Origin of the sequence: Rhodococcus antarcticus (assembly GCF_026153295.1) — a bacterium.
Lineage (GTDB): Bacteria > Actinomycetota > Actinomycetes > Mycobacteriales > Mycobacteriaceae > Rhodococcus_D > Rhodococcus_D antarcticus.
The window spans coordinates 2671014-2687217 of sequence record NZ_CP110615.1 but is presented as its reverse complement, the minus strand read 5'-3'; the positions used below and the strand labels follow the sequence as shown (position 1 = coordinate 2687217).

The 16204-nt window shown below is 74.4% G+C and carries 12 protein-coding genes; 10 read left to right on the top strand and 2 right to left on the bottom strand.

Annotated elements, in window-relative coordinates; all coding sequences use genetic code 11:
- Nucleotides 1–19 precede the first annotated feature (19 nt).
- Nucleotides 20–1285, top strand: coding sequence for a GAF domain-containing protein (locus RHODO2019_RS13075; RefSeq protein ID WP_265382198.1), 1266 nt, complete (start codon nt 20–22; stop codon nt 1283–1285).
- Entirely contained in the window at nt 1282–3006 is a 1725-nt protein-coding gene (locus RHODO2019_RS13070) for an AMP-binding protein (protein WP_290428872.1), read from the top strand. Before RHODO2019_RS13075 ends, RHODO2019_RS13070 begins: the two co-directional genes overlap by 4 nt.
- Before the next feature lie 9 nt (nt 3007–3015).
- On the opposite strand, the gene RHODO2019_RS13065 is transcribed toward RHODO2019_RS13070, so the two are convergent.
- Nucleotides 3016–4569: a dolichyl-phosphate-mannose--protein mannosyltransferase gene (locus tag RHODO2019_RS13065; protein ID WP_265382197.1), complete on the bottom strand. Its 1554-nt coding sequence runs from the start codon at nt 4567–4569 to the stop codon at nt 3016–3018.
- A gap of 23 nt (nt 4570–4592) precedes the next feature.
- Here RHODO2019_RS13065 and rsmI point away from each other — a divergent pair, with 23 nt between their 5' ends.
- The gene (gene rsmI / locus RHODO2019_RS13060; RefSeq protein ID WP_265382196.1) at nt 4593–5450 is read left to right on the top strand and encodes a 16S rRNA (cytidine(1402)-2'-O)-methyltransferase; all 858 of its coding nucleotides are present in this window, start codon (nt 4593–4595) and stop codon (nt 5448–5450) included.
- On the opposite strand, the gene RHODO2019_RS13055 is transcribed toward rsmI, so the two are convergent.
- Nucleotides 5420–6667, bottom strand: a complete 1248-nt coding sequence (locus tag RHODO2019_RS13055) for an aminodeoxychorismate synthase component I (protein ID WP_265382195.1) — start codon at nt 6665–6667, stop codon at nt 5420–5422. The genes rsmI and RHODO2019_RS13055 overlap by 31 nt on opposite strands.
- Nucleotides 6668–7373: 706 nt before the next feature.
- On the opposite strand from RHODO2019_RS13055, the gene RHODO2019_RS13050 reads away from it, so the two are divergent.
- The 7 genes from RHODO2019_RS13050 to RHODO2019_RS13020 all read left to right on the top strand — a co-directional run bounded on the left by RHODO2019_RS13050 (nt 7374) and on the right by RHODO2019_RS13020 (nt 16080).
- Nucleotides 7374–8279: a hypothetical protein gene (locus RHODO2019_RS13050; protein ID WP_265382194.1), complete on the top strand. Its 906-nt coding sequence runs from the start codon at nt 7374–7376 to the stop codon at nt 8277–8279.
- 10 nt (nt 8280–8289) lie between these two features.
- A complete protein-coding gene (gene metG, locus RHODO2019_RS13045) occupies nt 8290–10134 on the top strand; it encodes a methionine--tRNA ligase (protein ID WP_265382193.1) in 1845 nt (614 codons plus the stop codon).
- A 13-nt stretch (nt 10135–10147) separates the two neighbouring features.
- Nucleotides 10148–10975 (top strand): TatD family hydrolase, encoded by an 828-nt coding sequence (locus RHODO2019_RS13040; protein WP_265382192.1) that lies wholly within the window; start codon nt 10148–10150, stop codon nt 10973–10975.
- A gap of 233 nt (nt 10976–11208) precedes the next feature.
- The gene (locus RHODO2019_RS13035) at nt 11209–12417 is read left to right on the top strand and encodes a resuscitation-promoting factor (protein WP_435532120.1); all 1209 of its coding nucleotides are present in this window, start codon (nt 11209–11211) and stop codon (nt 12415–12417) included.
- Complete coding sequence (rsmA, locus tag RHODO2019_RS13030) at nt 12414–13352, top strand: 16S rRNA (adenine(1518)-N(6)/adenine(1519)-N(6))-dimethyltransferase RsmA (RefSeq protein ID WP_265384769.1); 939 nt, start codon at nt 12414–12416, stop codon at nt 13350–13352. The genes RHODO2019_RS13035 and rsmA overlap by 4 nt, the downstream gene beginning before the upstream one ends.
- A gap of 11 nt (nt 13353–13363) precedes the next feature.
- Entirely contained in the window at nt 13364–14299 is a 936-nt protein-coding gene (locus RHODO2019_RS13025) for a 4-(cytidine 5'-diphospho)-2-C-methyl-D-erythritol kinase (protein WP_265382191.1), read from the top strand.
- A complete protein-coding gene (locus tag RHODO2019_RS13020) occupies nt 14299–16080 on the top strand; it encodes an ABC-F family ATP-binding cassette domain-containing protein (RefSeq protein WP_265382190.1) in 1782 nt (593 codons plus the stop codon). The genes RHODO2019_RS13025 and RHODO2019_RS13020 overlap by 1 nt, the downstream gene beginning before the upstream one ends.
- Nucleotides 16081–16204: the final 124 nt, after the last annotated feature.

Sequence of the window (16204 nt, the reverse complement as noted above, 5' to 3'; positions counted from 1 at the left end):
GACGGCGAGGAGCGGTGGAATGGCGCAGGGTCACTCGGCGGTCGCCGCGGGCACGGACCTGAGCCGGCACGCACGCCTGCTCGCGGCCGTGCACGGCGCGGTGCTCGCGGGCTCGGTCCCGCCGGTGCGCCCGCGCGAGCTGGTCGCCCGCTCCTGGAACCGGGTGCGGGCGAGCGGCCTTGACCCCGCGCGCTGCGGCACGGTCGAACCGGTGGCCGCGGCCGAGGTGGAGCGCCGCCGCCGCCGCAGCGCCCTGCGCACGGTGGTCGACGAGCTCCGCACGAGCCTGGCCTCGATCGCCGAGGAGGCCCGGCTGATCATGGTCGTGACCGACGCCGAGGGGCTGCTGCTGTGGCGCGAGGGCTCGTCCTCGGTGCTGCGGGGTGCGGACGTGCTGGGCTTCGCCGAGGGTGCGGACTGGTCGGAGCGCACGGTCGGCACCAACGCCATCGGCACGGCGCTCGTCGAGGGCACCCCCGTGCAGCTGTTCTCCGCCGAGCACTACGCCCCCACCCACCACGGCTGGACGTGCACCGCGTGCCCGGTGCACGACCCGCGCACCGGGGAGCTGCTCGGCGTGGTCGACCTCTCCGGCCCCGCGCTGACCGTCCACCCCACGACCATCGCGCTGGTGTGCACGGCCGTCCGCCTGGCCGAGGCCACCCTCTGGCGCCAGCACGAGACACGGCTGGACCGGCTCCGCTCGGTCGCGGCCCCGGTGCTCGCGTCGGTGGCTGGACCCGCCATGGTCGTCGACGAGCACGGCTGGGTGGCCGGGGTCAGCGGGCTGTCCACCCGGGAGCGCGTGGCGGTGCCCGCCGCCGGACGGCCGCTGGCCGTGCCCGGGGTGGGGCTGTGCGTCCCCGAGCCGCTGGACGGGGGCTGGTTGCTGCGCGGCGGGGCCAGCCCGGCGCCGCTGCGGCTGCGCCTGGAGCTCGGCGTGCGGCCGGAGGCGGTGGTGCACGGGGCCACCACCTGGCGGCACCCGCTGACCACGCGGCACGCCGAGCTGCTCCTGCTGCTGTGCCTGGCCGGACCTGACGGACTGGACGCCGCAGCGCTGAGCACCGCCCTGCACGGCGACCGCGCCCACCTGGTGGCCGTGCGCGCCGAGGTCTCCCGGCTGCGGCGCACCCTCGGCGGCGTGCTCGCCACGAAGCCCTACCGCATCGCCCCCGAGGTCGGGGTCGACCTGCCGGACCTGTCCACCAGCGCGTTCCTGCGCACCTGCACCGCTCCCGGGCTCCGGGCGCTGACCACCGACGGACGAGGACCCACACCGTGACCACCGCTGCTGCCCCGAGCCCCGCCTACCGCGAGTACCTGGCCACCCGCGACGCCCTGCAGGCCAACCGCACCGACCTCGACGCGGCGCAGGCCGGGTTCACCTGGCCCCGGCTGGCGGAGTTCAACTGGGCGCTGGAGCACATCGACGCCGTGGGGGCGGACCCCGAGCGCGGCGCTCGACTGGCCCTGTGGATCGTCGAGGAGGACGGCTCCGAGGCCAAGTACACCTACGCCGACATGAGCGAGCGCAGCAACCGGGTGGCGGTGTGGCTGCGCAGCCAGGGCGTCGGCCGCGGCGACCGGGTCATCCTCATGCTCGCCAACCAGGTGGAGCTGTGGGACACCATCCTCGCGGTGATGAAGCTCGGCGCCGTGCTCATCCCCACCACCACGATGATGGGCCCGGCCGACCTCCGCGACCGGGTGGAGCGCGGCGGTGCGAGGCACGTGGTGGTGCGCAGCGAGGACGCCGTCAAGTTCGACGACGTGCCGGGGTCCTACACCCGGATCGCGGTCGGCGAGCCTGTCGAGGGGTGGCTGCGCCACGGCGACAGCGCGTCCGCCTCCACCGACTTCACCGTGGACGGCGTCACCCGGGGCGAGGACACCCTGCTGCTGTACTTCACCTCCGGCACCACGGCCAAGCCCAAGCTCGTGGAGCACACCCACACCAGCTACCCGGTGGGCCACCTGTCCACGATGTACTGGATCGGCCTGCAGCCCGGCGACGTGCACCTCAACGTCGCCTCGCCCGGCTGGGCCAAGCACGCGTGGAGCAACGTCTTCGCGCCGTGGATCGCCGAGGCCTGCGTGCTCATCGTCAACTACGCCCGCTTCGACGCCGACCGCCTCGTCGACGAGATCGTCCGGTGCGGAGCGACGACGTTCTGCGCGCCACCGACGGTGTGGCGGATGCTCATCCAGGCTGACCTCGGCCGGGTGCAGGTACCGCTGCGCGAGCTGGTCGGGGCCGGCGAGCCGCTGAACCCCGAGGTCATCGCCCAGGTTCGTGCGGCCTGGGGGCTCACCATCCGCGACGGGTTCGGCCAGACGGAGTCCTCGGTGCAGATCGCGAACACACCCGGACAGCCGCTCAAGGAGGGTTCCATGGGCCGTCCGCTGCCCGGGTTCGACGTGGTGCTGCTCGACCCGGTCAGCGGGGAACCGACGCAGGAGGGCGAGATCAGCCTGTCGCTGGACCCGCGCCCGGTCGGGCTGATGGTCGGCTACCACGGGGACGCGGAGAAGACGGCCGTCGTCATGCGCGACGGGTACTACCGCACCGGGGACGTGGGTTCGCGCGATGCCGACGGCTATATCACCTACGTGGGCCGCGCGGACGACGTGTTCAAGGCCAGCGACTACCGGATCTCGCCGTTCGAGCTGGAGAGCGTGCTCATCGAGCACCCCGCGGTGGCCGAGGCCGCGGTGGTGCCCTCGCCGGACCCGCTGCGCCTGGCGGTGCCCAAGGCCTACGTGGTGCTGGCCGCCGGGCACGAGCCGAACCGGGAGACCGCGCTGGCCGTGCTGCAGCACGCCCGGGAGAACCTGGCCCCCTACAAGCGGATCCGACGCCTGGAGTTCATGGACCTGCCCAAGACGATCAGCGGCAAGATCCGGCGGGTAGAGCTGCGCGGGCGCGAGGACGAGCTGCACGCCGACCCGGCCGCACTGCCCGCCACCGAGTACCGCGACGACGACTTCCCCGAGCTGCGCTGAGAGCGGGGCTCAGCGCCAGGAGGGCAGCCAGAGCTCGGACTGCCAGTGCGCCTCGGTGATCGGTGCGCCCGTGAGGATCGGCCACAGCCAGGCGAAGTTGGCCACCACCAGCCCCAGGTACAGGCAGACGACGAGCAGACCGGTGGTGCGGCGCTCCACCCCGGCTCTGGCCCGTCCGAGCACGTCACCGAGCACCAGGGCTATCCCCATGACGAGGAACGGGGCCATCACCGTGGCGTAGAAGAAGTACATCTGCCGGTCGAGGTTGGTGAACCAGGGCAGGAACGCGGCGCCGTAGGCCACCAGCACGACGGTGTAGCGCCAGTCGCGGTGGAAGACCGCCCGCCAGATCGCCCAGCCGAGCACCGGGAAGGCCAGCCACCACATGGCGGGGGTGCCCACCAGCATCACGGCGCTGACGCAGCGACCCTGGCCACACCCCTTCACGGTGTCCGCGTCGACGTAGTAGTAGAGCATCGGCCGCAGCCCCATCGGCCACGTCCACGGCTTCGACTCGTAGGGGTGCGGGGTCGCCGGGGTCACCAGGCTCTCGTGGAAGCTCAGCACGTGGGCGCTGTAGTACCAGAGCGAGCGCAGCGGCCCGGGGATGAACGACCAGGTCCCCTCGCGCCCGACCTGCTGCCCGACGGCCCAGCGGTCGACGCCCGTCTCGCTCGCGAACCACGCCCAGAAGGTGCCGAGGTACAGCAGGACCGGGATGACCACGAGCGCCCACAGCGCAGGCCCCACGTCGCGGCGCAGGGTGCCCAGCCACGGCCTCCGCACACCCGCGCTGCGTCGGGCAGCCAGGTCGAGACCGACGCTGAGCAGCCCGAACGCGGCCAGGAAGTAGACCCCCGACCACTTGGTGCCACACGCGAGCCCGAGCATGACCCCGGCCCCGAACCGCCACCACCGCACGCCCATCCGCGGGCCCAGCGCGGTGGTGTGCACACGGCCCTCCGCGACCACGACGGCCATCCGGGCCCGGACCTGGTCGCGGTCGACCACCAGGCAGCCCAGTGCCGCGACCGCGAAGAAGGCCAGGAAGATGTCCAGCATGCCCAGCCGCGACTGGACGAAGAGCACCCCGTCGCACAGTGCGAGCACCCCGGCGATGCCGCCGACGAGGGTCGAGCGCGTCATCCGCCGGACGATGCGGACCAGCATCGCCACGATCAGCACTCCGAGCACCGCCGACGGGAACCGCCAGCCGAACCCGTCGTAGCCGAAGACGGCTTGGCCCAGCGCCATGATCTGCTTGCCGACGGGCGGGTGGACCACCAGCTCGTAGGCGGGGTTGTCCTCCAGCCCACCGTTGGCGAGGTCCTGCGCGGCCTGCGGGACGTAGTGCTTCTCGTCGAAGACCGGGGTGCCACCGTCGGTCGGCACGGCGAGCTGGGCGAAGCGGGTGATCGCGGCCAGGAGGGTGATGACACCGGTCACGACCCAGCCCCGGAGCCGGTCGGTCGGCGGCCCGTCCCAGTGCGGCGCGGAGGGAGCGGGACTCGCGACGGCGGGAGTGCTGACGCGCACCGGTGCGTCGGGGGTCAGCAGGGCCACGCGGCGATCGTAGGCTGACCCGGGTGAACAGCGCGTCGGATCCGGAGGGCTCGGGACGCCTCGTCCTGGCGGCCACCCCGCTCGGCCAGGTGGAGGACGCCTCGGCCCGTCTGCGCGCCGCCCTCGCCACCGCCGATGTCGTCGCGGCCGAGGACACCCGGCGGACCAAGCAGCTGGCCAGCTCGCTGGGGGTGACCATCACCGGTCGGGTCGTCAGCTTCTACGACGCGGTGGAGGTGGCGCGGGCCCCCGGCCTGGTCGCGGACGTGGCGGCCGGGGCGACGGTGCTGCTGGTGACTGACGCGGGCATGCCCTCGGTGAGCGACCCCGGGTACCGGCTCGTGGTCGCGTGCGTGGACGCCGGCCTGGCCGTGACGTGCCTGCCCGGGCCGTCCGCCGTGACCACGGCGCTGGCGCTGAGCGGCATCCCCTGCGAGCGCTTCTGCTTCGACGGGTTCCCGCCGCGCAAGTCGGGTGCGCGCCGGACCTGGTTGGCCCAGCTGCGGCACGAGAGCCGGGCCTGCGTCTTCTTCGAGGCCCCGCACCGCATCGCGGCCTGCCTCGACGACGCGGTGGCCGTCCTGGGCGGTGAGCGCCGGGCGGCGGTGTGCCGTGAGCTGACCAAGACCTACGAGGAGGTGCGCCGCGGCACCCTGGCCGAGCTCGCGGCCTGGGCGGCCGACGGTCTCCGCGGCGAGATCACCGTGGTGCTGGCCGGTGCCGAGCCCCAGGCGCCCCCCGGGGCCGAGGTGCTCGTCGCCCGGGTGCGAGAGCTCGTCGCCACGGGTGTGCGCCTGAAGGACGCCTGCGGGCAGGTGGCCACCGCGGCCGGCAGCTCCCGCAACGAGCTCTACGAGGCCGTGCTCGCCGCCCGCGGGTAGGCGGGTCCCGCCGCCGCCGAGCTGCGCAGCCCGGTCACCGCCGAAGCCTTGGCCAGGCACTCCCGCCACTCGGCGGTCGGGTCCGAGTCGGAGGTGATGCCGCCCCCCACGCCCAGCTCCACCCGCCCCTCGGGATCGACCTCGACGGTCCGGATGGCCACGTTGAGCTCGAGGCCGGCCCACGGCGAGACCATCCCCACCGCCCCGCAGTACGCCCCTCGCGGCTGGGCCTCCCACCCGGCGAGCAGGGTCCGGGCCCGCAGCTTCGGGGTGCCGGTGACCGATGCCGGCGGGAACAGCGCCTCCACCAGCTCGGCGTCGGAGGTGCCCACCCGCAGCAGGCCGGTCACCGTCGACACCAGGTGCCACACGGCGGGGGCGGGCTGCACCGCCAGCAGCTCGGGCACGGTGATGGATCCGGGCACGCACACCCGCCCGAGGTCGTTGCGCACGAGGTCGACGATCATCACGTTCTCGGCCACGTCCTTGGCCGAGGACCGCAGCAGGGCCGGGTCCTGCCCGATCGGCAGGGTTCCCTTGATCGGGCTCGAGCGCACCGCGCGGCCGTGACGGGCGAGGAACAGCTCTGGGGACAGCGAGGCCACCGCGCCCCACGAGCCCGCCACGAACGCGGCTCGGGCCGGGCCGGTCGAGCGGACGCCGTCGGTGAACAGCTGGACCGGATCGCCGCTGAGCCGGCCGACGAAGCGGGTGCACACGCAGGCCTGGTAGACCTCGCCGTCGGTGATCGCGGCGAGGCACTGCTCGACGGCTCCGTGGTGCTGGGCCTCGTCCGGGGTGCGCCACTGCACCTCCCACGGCCGGGCGCGCCCGCCGGTGCGCACCGCGGACGCGAGGTCCGCGGGGCAGCCGCCGTCCTGCAGGCTCTCGAACCACCAGCACCCGTCGACGTCCAGCCGCAGCACGCTCGAGGTCCAGCCGCCGGCCGCCGGGGGCAGCACACCCGCTCCGTCGGGGTAGCCCCGGTAGCCGATCCAACCGCCGCCCACCGCGCCGTCCGGACCGGGCGAGGTCGCGACCTCGGGGATCGAATCGACCGCACGTGCGTCGAGACTGGGCGCGAGCACCGCGGCGGAGCCGAACCAGCGCCCCGTCAGCGCGGCGGGAGGGGGGAGGCGCAGACGACGGGCCCGCTCGTGCAGCCCGAGCAGGACGTCCGCCGCTGCTCCACCTGCTCCGAGCCGCTCCACCCGCACGAGCCCAGGATCCCACCCCGCACCGCTCCCGCGCCCGCCCTCGTCCCGTCCCCGCCATCGTCCCGCCGCGCCCGCCCCGCCCCGACCCGTCCCCGTCCCCATCCCCGTCCCGCCGTGCCTGCCCCGACCCGTCCCCGCCCCCGTCCTCGTCCCCGTCCCGCCCCGTCCCGCCCCGACCCGTCCCCGCCCTCGTCCCGCCGCGCCGCTCGTGGCGTCCAGCTGTCCAGCGTGCTCTGAGATCGGGGCGGGATGCACCCGCCTGGCGTGCGCCGAGCGCCCCGATCCGGTCATCGACTTCTTCCCCGACCGCCGTCACAGCAGGTCAGGTGGGGGCGGTCGGGGAGCGTCGTGCACATGGGGCGGGCGTCTGGCGCCCCGATCTCAGAGCGCTCAGGAGGTCATCACCCCGGTGCGGACGCTGAGCCGGGGTGGTGCTGAGCCGGTGCGGACGCTGAGCCGGGGTGGTGCTGCCGTGATCGGGGCGCGATCTGCACGTCAGGCTCGCGGCAGGTGCCCGGATCTCGGAACGGCGTCCAGATCACCCTCTCCAGGAGGAAGCCGCCCCGGGTCGGCTGTCCCCAGGCCCCGGCCGACGACAGGGCTCCCGCTGTCTCGGGAGAGCGGGAGCTGTCCACAGGCCGTCAAGCTGTCCACAGGGGTAGCAGGAGCAGCGCACGCGGCGCCCGGCGACCAGGAGGCTCACGGAGTGACGACCGTGGACGCCGAGCATGAGCTGGCCCAGACCGCCCGTGCCCAGGGGGGTGTCTTCAGCCGGGCCCAGGCCCACGGAGCAGGCTTCAGCCGCAGCGGGGTCGCGCACCGGCTCCAGCGCGGCAGTTGGGTGGTGGTGCACGGCCGTGTCCTCGCGGCCTCGACCACCGTGCTCGGCCACGCCGGGCTTCTCTGGGCGGCCCTGCTGGTGGCCGGCCCGGCATCGGTGGTCTCCCACACGAGTGCAGCCGGGGTGTGGGGCCTGGGGGTGCGGGTCCCCGCGGTCGTCGAGCTGACCACCACCGCGAGCCGGACGCCCGCGGTGCCCGGCGCGCTCGTCCGGCGGCGCGCCCTGGCGGACGACGACGTCACCGACGTGCACGGGATGAGGGTCACCACCCGGCGGCGCACCGCCCTGGACTGCCTGGCCACGGTGCCGGTGGCCGAGGCGAGCGCTCTGCTGGACCGGTGCTGGCGGGCGGGGATCCTGACCCCGCTGCAGCTGGCGCAGGCGGGCCGGGACCGCCGGGGCAGCACCGGGGTCCAGCAGCTCCGGCTGCTCGCTGACGGCCCGCACCCGGGCCAGGTCTGGTTCCCCGTCGAGCGGCTGGCCGGGGTCCTGCGGCGGGCCGGGGTCAGCGGGTGGCACCTGCACCACGAGGTCGCACCGGGTGTGGTCGCGCCGCTCGTGTTCCCGGCTGAGCGGCTCGCCGTCCTGGTCGGGGACCGGCTGCCGTGGCAGCGCCGTCGGGACGACCAGCTGTGCGCCGACCTCGTGCTCGCGGGCTGGGCCGCGCTCGTCCTGGACTGGCACGTCGCGGCGTGGGAGCCGAGCCGTGCTGTCGCCGTCCTCGGTCGGGCCCGGACGGCAGCCGGGAGGCGCACGAGGGTGGGGCCATAGGCTGGAGTGCATGTCCTCCGTGCTCACCGCCGTCGCCTGGCCGTACGCCAACGGCCCCCGTCACATCGGCCACGTCTCCGGCTTCGGTGTCCCCTCCGACGTGTTCTCCCGCTACCAGCGGATGGCCGGGAACCGGGTGCTCATGGTCAGCGGCACCGACGAGCACGGCACGCCCCTCCTGGTCCAGGCGGACAAGGAGGGAGTGGGTGTCTCCGAGCTGGCCGACCGCTACAACCGCGTCATCGTCGACGACCTCGCGTCACTCGGGCTCAGCTACGACCTGTTCACGCGCACCACCACCCGCAACCACTACGCGGTGGTGCAGGAGCTGTTCCGCGCGCTGCACCGCAACGGCTACCTGGTCCCGAGGACCACCACCGGCGCGATCAGCCCCTCGACCGGCCGCACCCTGCCCGACCGCTACGTCGAGGGGACCTGCCCCATCTGCGGCTACGACCCCGCGCGCGGCGACCAGTGCGACAACTGCGGCAACCAGCTCGACCCGGCCGACCTCATCCGTCCCCGCAGCAAGATCAACGGTGAGACCCCAGTGTTCGTGGAGACCGAGCACTTCTTCCTCGACCTGCCCGCGCTGGCCGACGCCCTGGGCGACTGGCTGAGGGGCCGCACCGACTGGCGGCCCAACGTGCTCAAGTTCAGCCTCAACCTCATCGCGGACCTGCGTCCGCGCGCGATGAGCCGGGACATCGACTGGGGTGTGCCCATCCCGCTCGAGGGGTGGGCCGACCGCCCGGACAAGAAGCTCTACGTCTGGTTCGACGCCGTCATCGGGTACCTGTCCGCGAGCATCGAGTGGGCGCACCGCTCCGGCGATCCGGAGGCGTGGCGCGAGTGGTGGTGCGACCCGCAGGCGCTGAGCTACTACTTCATGGGCAAGGACAACATCACCTTCCACGCTCAGATCTGGCCGGCCGAGCTCCTGGGGCACAACGGGTCCGGCGTGCACGGCGGGACGCCCGGCCTGCTGGGTGTGCTGAACCTGCCGACCGAGGTGGTCAGCAGCGAGTTCCTCACCATGAGCGGGGCGAAGTTCTCCACCAGCCGGGGCACCGTCATCTACGTCGGGGACTTCCTCCGCGAGTACGGCGCCGACGCGCTGCGGTACTTCATCGCGGTCGCAGGCCCGGAGAGCCAGGACACGGACTTCACCTGGGAGGAGTTCGTCCGGCGCACGAACTTCGAGCTGGCCAACGAGTGGGGCAACCTGGTCAACCGCTCGGTAGCCATGGCGCACAAGGGCTTCGGTGTGATCCCCACGCCGGGCACCCTGGAGGCCGTCGACGTCGAGCTGCTGCGCGCCGCGGAGGCCGCCTTCGACACCGTCGGGGCGCACCTGCAGCGCAGCCGCTTCAAGCAGGCCGCCGGCGAGGCGATGCGCGTGGTGACCCTGGCCAACCGCTACCTGTCCGACACCGAACCGTGGAAGCTCGCCAAGACCGACGTCGACCGCCAGGCGACCGTCCTGCACACGGCGCTCCAGGTGGTCAGCGACGCCAACGCGCTGCTCACCCCGTTCCTGCCGCACGCCGCCCAGCAGGTGCACACCGTCCTCGGCGGCACCGGGACCTGGGCCGCGCAGCCCGAGGTCCGCGAGGTCACCGACGACCTCACGAGCCCGCTCACCGACCTGCTGACCGGGGTGGGCCTGCCGGCGCGCGGCAAGAGCTACCCGATCATCACCGGTGACTACGCGGCGGAGCAGGCCCGCTGGGGTCGCACCCCGATCGCGGCCGGGACGGTGCTGCACAAGCCCACCCCGCTGTTCCCCAAGCTCGAGCCGTCCCTGGGCGAGACCGGCCCGAGCTGGGCGCCGATCACCGCCGCGGACGCGTGAGCGGGAGCGACGCGTGAGCGACCGGGGCGCACCACCGCCGGCCCCCGAGCCGCTGGGACCGCTCGTCGACGCGCACACCCACCTCGACGCGTGCGGTGCCGTGGACGCCGCCTCGGTGAGAGCGATCGTGGACCGGGCCGCGGCCGTCGGCGTCGGCCGGGTGGTCACGGTGGCCGACGACCTCGCGAGCGCGCGCTGGGTGGTCACGGCGGCCGAGGCGGACCCCAGGGTGTGGGCCGCCACCGCGCTGCACCCCACCCGGGCGAACACCCTGGACGAGGCGGCCCGCACCGAGCTCGAGGCCCTGGCCCGCCACCCGCGCACGGTCGCGGTGGGGGAGACCGGCCTGGACCACCACTGGCCCGGCAGGCTCGAGGGCTGCGCGGACGTCGGCACGCAGGAGGCGGCCTTCCGGTGGCACCTCGACCTCGCCAAGCGGGTGGGGAAGCCGGTGATGATCCACGACCGCGACGCCCACGCCGACGTGCTCCGGGTGCTGCGCGAGGAGGGCCCGCCGGAGACGGTGGTGTTCCACTGCTTCTCCGGCGACGCCGCCATGGCCCGCGAGTGCGTCGACGCCGGCTACGTGCTGAGCTTCTCGGGCACCGTGAGCTTCCGCAACGCCCGTGACCTGCAGGAGGCTGCGCTGCAGGTGCCCCTCGAGCAGCTCCTGGTGGAGACCGACGCGCCGTTCCTCACCCCGCACCCGCACCGGGGGCGGCCCAACGAGTCCTACCTGCTGCCACTGACCGCTCGGGCCCTCGCCGTGCTCCGCGGGCAGGACCCGGCCGAGCTCGCGGCCGCAACGACGGCCACCGCGGAGCGGGTCTACGGCCTCTGACGTCCCGGTCGGGCGAGGGGTGCGGACGGTGACCAGGCTCTCGCGGTGGGTGCCGCCGCTTGCCTCCACGGACGCCCGGCCGTTACCGTGCCGTGATCCGTCAGCCGGGATGGGGAAGTCCCGGGTGCGTCATCTCGTGGTTCCGCGCCTCTGCGCTGAACCCTGCCCGCGCCCCCGCGCGGTGACAGCGACGCTCCGTCCCCTGCCCGGGCACTGCCAGAGCCAGGACCCCCGTGACCCGTTCTCGTCTGCTGCTGTCCCGCGCCACCTCCGTCGGCGCCCACCTCTCGAGGGGAACGGTCCTCAGGGCCACGATCGTCGCTCTCCTGGTGACCCTGGTCGCCGGAGCTGGCACCGCGATCGCGATGGAGAAGCAGGTGACGGTGGAGGTCGACGGCGAGTCCGTGGCGCTGAGCACCATGTCGTCGGACGTGACGGGTGCGCTGGGCGCGGCCGGGCTGAGCGTGGGCCAGCACGACACCCTGGCCCCCTCGGCCGGCGCGCCGATCTCCGACGGCGACACGATCGTCCTGCGTCGGGCGCGCCCGCTCACGCTGACCGTGGACGGCCAGCAGCGCCAGGTGTGGACCACCGCGCTGACCGTCGAGGAGGCGATGCACCAGCTCGACCTGGACGGCAACGACTCCACCGTCTCCGCGTCCCGCTCGCAGCGGCTCCCCCTGGACGGCATGGCCCTGGAGGTGCAGAACCTCCGCTTCGTCAGCATCAACGACGGTGGCACCATCACCGGCGTGCGGACCCCGGCCGCGACCGTGGGCGACCTGCTCGCCGACCGCGGCCTCGCCCTCGCGCAGTCCGACACCGCCAGCGCCGACGCCGCCACCCCGGTCACGGCGATGATGCGGCTGAGCATCACCCGCATCCGTACCGCCGACGTCGCCGAGGAGCAGCCCATCGCCCCGCCGGAGCAGAAGGTCGACGACCCGACCCTCGCCCGGGGCGAGACGGCCGTGCAGACCCCGGGCGTGGCCGGGGCGCAGACCGTGACCTACCGGGTGACCACCACCAACGGTGTCGAGAGCGGCCGTGAGCAGCTCGCCGTCACGGTCACCACGCCCCCGCAGCCCGCCGTCACCAAGGTCGGCACCAAGCCGGCCCCCGCAGCCGCCCCGGCCGCCGCCCCGGCCGCCGCCGGGACGAGCAACACCGGCGCGGCCGCTCCGTCCGTGGCCAACGCCAGCGACTTCGACAGGCTGGCCCAGTGCGAGTCCGGCGGGAACTGGGCCATCAACACCGGCAACGGCTTCTACGGGGGCGTGCAGTTCGACCAGGGCACGTGGCTCAGCAACGGCGGCGGTGCGTACGCCCCGCTGCCGAACCAGGCCACCCGCGAGCAGCAGATCGACATCGCCAGCCGGGTGCAGGCCGCGCGCGGCTGGTCCCCGTGGCCCTCCTGCTCCCGCACGGTGGGTCTGCGCTGAACGAGGTTCCGGAGCCGGTCCAGGCCAACGGGCCGGCCCGGCAGCCCGCCCCGGCCGCCCTGCTCGGTCCGGTGGAGGTGCGCACCCTGGCCACCGAGCTGGGGGTTCGTCCCACCAAGACGCTCGGCCAGAACTTCGTGCACGACGCCAACACCGTGCGGCGGATCGTGACCTCCGCCGGGGTGGGGTCCGACGACGTGGTGCTCGAGGTCGGCCCGGGGCTGGGTTCGCTGACCCTGGCGCTGCTCGGACCGGCCCGGTCGGTCGTGGCGGTCGAGATCGATCCGGTGCTCGCCGGACGGCTGCCCCGGACCGTCGCCGAGCGGGCGCCGGACCTCGCGCACAAGCTCACCGTGCTCGAGCGCGACGCCCTGCAGGTCCGTGCGGCCGACCTGCCCGCCGCCCCCACGGCGCTGGTGGCGAACCTGCCCTACAACGTCGCGGTGCCGGTCCTGCTGACCCTGTTCGCCGAGCTGCCCTCGCTGCGCACCGCGCTGGTCATGGTGCAGGCCGAGGTGGCGGACCGGCTCGCCGCGCCGCCCGGCTCACGGACGTACGGGGTGCCCAGCGTGAAGGCGGCCTTCCACGGCACCGTCCGCCGGGCGGGCTCGGTGGGCCGCGGGGTGTTCTGGCCGGTGCCGGGGGTGGACTCCGGCCTCGTCCGTCTCGACCGGCACGCCGCAGCGCCGTGGCCGACCGACGAGGCCACCCGGCGTGCGGTCTTCGCCGTCGTCGACGCCGCCTTCGCCCAGCGCCGCAAGACCCTGCGCGCCGCGCTCGCCACGTGGGCCGGCTCGCCCGTGGAGGCCGAGCGCCGGCTGCGGGCGGCGGGGATCGACCCGGGCACCCGGGGTGAGCAGCTCGGGGTGAGCTCGTTCGTGGCGCTGGCGGCCGTCGACCGCACGGCGGTCGAGCCGTCGTCCGTGCGCGACTAGTCTTGGATCCCGTGCTCGCCGTCGTCCCGCCTCCCGTCACCGTGCGGGCTCCCGCGAAGGTGAACCTGCACCTGGCCGTGGGCGACGTGCGGCCCGACGGCTTCCACGAGCTGGTCACCGTCTTCCAGGCCCTGTCGCTCACCGACGACGTGGTGGTCGCCCCGGCCGACACCCTGGCCGTCACGGTGCGGGGCGAGGGTGCCTCCAGCGTGCCGCTCGACCACCGCAACCTCGTCTGGCAGGCCGCCGAGCTGCTCGCCGCCGAGACCGGTCGCGAGGCCGCCGTAGCCATCAGCCTGGCCAAGGGCATCCCCGTGGCCGGGGGGATGGCCGGTGGATCGGCCGACGCCGCGGCCACCCTCGTCGCCCTCTGCGCGCTGTGGCGCCTGGAGCTGAGCCGCGACGAGCTCGGCGTGCTGGCGGCGAGGCTCGGCAGCGACGTGCCATTCGCGCTGCACGGGGGAACCGCCATGGGCACCGGCCGTGGCGAGCAGCTGCTGCCCGTGCTGGCCCGCAACACCTTCCACTGGGTCCTCGCCCTCGCCCCGGAGGGGCTGAGCACCCCCGCGGTGTACGGCGAGCTCGACCGCCTGCGCGCCGGCGGCGACCCACCGCGGGTGGGCGACGTCCAGCCCCTCATGCACGCCCTCACCGCGGGCGATCCCATCGCCCTGGCGCCCCTGCTCGCCAACGACCTGCAGGCTGCGGCGCTCTCGCTGCGGCCCGCGCTGCGCCGCACCCTTCGGGCCGGCACCACCGCCGGGGCCCTGGCCGGGATCGTCTCCGGCTCGGGACCCACCTGCGCCTTCCTGTGCGCCGACGCCGACGCCGCCGTGCGCGTGGGCGCCGAGCTCGCGGGCGCCGGGGTGTGCCGCACCGTCCGGGTGGCCAGCGGACCGACACCCGGGGCCCGCGTGGTCCCCGGCGGAGTGGAGACGACCAGCTGATGGCCCTGCCCGTGAACCTCATCAACCTCGAGGACGTCAGCAAGTCCTTCGGGGTGAAGCCGCTGCTGGACGGGGTGTCCCTCGGCGTGGAGTCCGGCGAGCGCATCGGCGTCGTCGGCCTCAACGGTGGTGGCAAGACCACGCTGCTCGAGGTGCTCGCGGGCGTGGAGCCCGCCGACGCCGGCCGGGTCAGCCGCACGGGCGGGCTGCGGATGGCCGTGGTCACCCAGCGCGGCGTGCTGCCGCCGGGATCCACCGTCGGCGAGGTCGTCCTGGCCCCGCTCGGGGTGGCCGAGCACGAGTGGGCCGGTGACCCGCGCATCCGCAGCGTGCTGCACGGCATCGGGGTCGACGCCCTGGGCCTGGACGCCCGGGTGGACGACCTCTCCGGGGGCGAGCGCCGACGGGTGGCCCTGGCGGCGGCCCTGGTCCAGGACCTCGATCTCGTGGTGCTGGACGAGCCCACCAACCACCTGGACGTCGAGGGTGTGCAGTGGCTCGCGGAGCACCTCGTGGCCCGGCGCAGCGCCCTGGTCGTCGTCACCCACGACCGGTGGTTCCTCGACACGGTGGCCACCCGCACGTGGGAGGTCCACAACGGCCAGGTCGACAGCTACGAGGGCGGCTACGCCGACTGGGTCTTCGCCCGGGCCGAGCGCGGCCGCCAGACCGACGCGGCCGAGATGCGCCGGCGCAACCTCGCCCGCAAGGAGCTCGCCTGGCTGCGGCGCGGACCGCCGGCGCGCACGTCCAAGCCCAAGTACCGCATCGAGAGCGCCGAGGCCCTGATCGCCGACGTGCCGCCCCCGCGCGACACCGTCGCCCTGGCCTCGTTCGCCGCGCGACGCCTGGGCAAGGTGGTCCTCGAGCTGGAGGACGTGGAGCTGTCCACCCCGGACGGCCGCGACCTCGTCACCGACCTGACCTGGCGCCTCGGTCCGGGGGAGCGGGTGGGCCTCGTCGGGGTCAACGGCTCCGGCAAGACGACGCTGCTGCGCACCCTGGCCGGCGAGCGTGAGGCCAGCCGGGGCACGCGCATCGAGGGCCTCACGGTGCGGCTGGGCTGGCTGCGCCAGGAGCTCGACGACCTCAAGCCCGGCATGACCGTGCTGGAGGCCGTCGAGGAGGTGGCCCGCGTGGTCACCCTGGGCGACCGCGAGCTCTCCGCCGGCCAGCTCGCCGAGCGGCTCGGGTTCGCCCCGGCCCGGCAGCGGACCCCCGTGCGCGACCTCTCCGGCGGCGAGCGGCGCCGGCTGCAGCTGACGCGCGTGCTGATGGCCGAGCCCAACGTGCTGCTGCTCGACGAGCCGACCAACGACCTGGACATCGACACGCTCCAGCAGCTGGAGGACCTGCTCGACTCCTGGCCCGGCACGCTCGTGGTCATCAGCCACGACCGGTACCTCATCGAGCGGGTGACCGACTCCGTGTGGGCGCTGTTCGGCGACGGGAAGCTGACCAACCTGCCCCGCGGCATCGAGGAGTACCTGGAGCGCAGGGCCGTGGACCTCGCCGACAGCCCCGCCGGATCCGGCTCGGGCTCGCTGACCTCCGCGCCCACCAGTGCGGCGGAGCAGCGCGCGGCCCGCAAGGAGCTGAGCAAGGTGGAGCGCGCCATCGCCAAGCTGGACGAGCGGGAGAAGTCGCTGCACACCGCGCTGGGCGAGGCCGCGACCGACCCGTCGAGGCTGCAGACCCTGGGCCAGGAGCTCAAGGCGGTGCAGTCGGACAAGGAGGCAGCCGAGCACCGGTGGTTGGAGCTGTTCGAAGCCGCCTCTTGACCCCCGCCCGGTCTGCCTCGGCTGCCGGCCGCCGGACCGGGCCGCGCCGGTGGCCACGTGGAACCTTGTGGACCCTCTCGGGCCGCGCCGGTGGCCACGTGGAACCACGTGGTCGGGGGGGCCG

What these genes read in the sequence shown, in the direction of transcription:
- RHODO2019_RS13075 (WP_265382198.1), top strand. Translation starts at nt 20, where the DNA reads ATGGCGCAGGGTCACTCGGCGGTCGCCGCGGGCACGGACCTGAGCCGG.
- metG (WP_265382193.1), top strand. Translation starts at nt 8,290, where the DNA reads ATGTCCTCCGTGCTCACCGCCGTCGCCTGGCCGTACGCCAACGGCCCC.
- RHODO2019_RS13020 (WP_265382190.1), top strand. Translation starts at nt 14,299, where the DNA reads ATGGCCCTGCCCGTGAACCTCATCAACCTCGAGGACGTCAGCAAGTCC.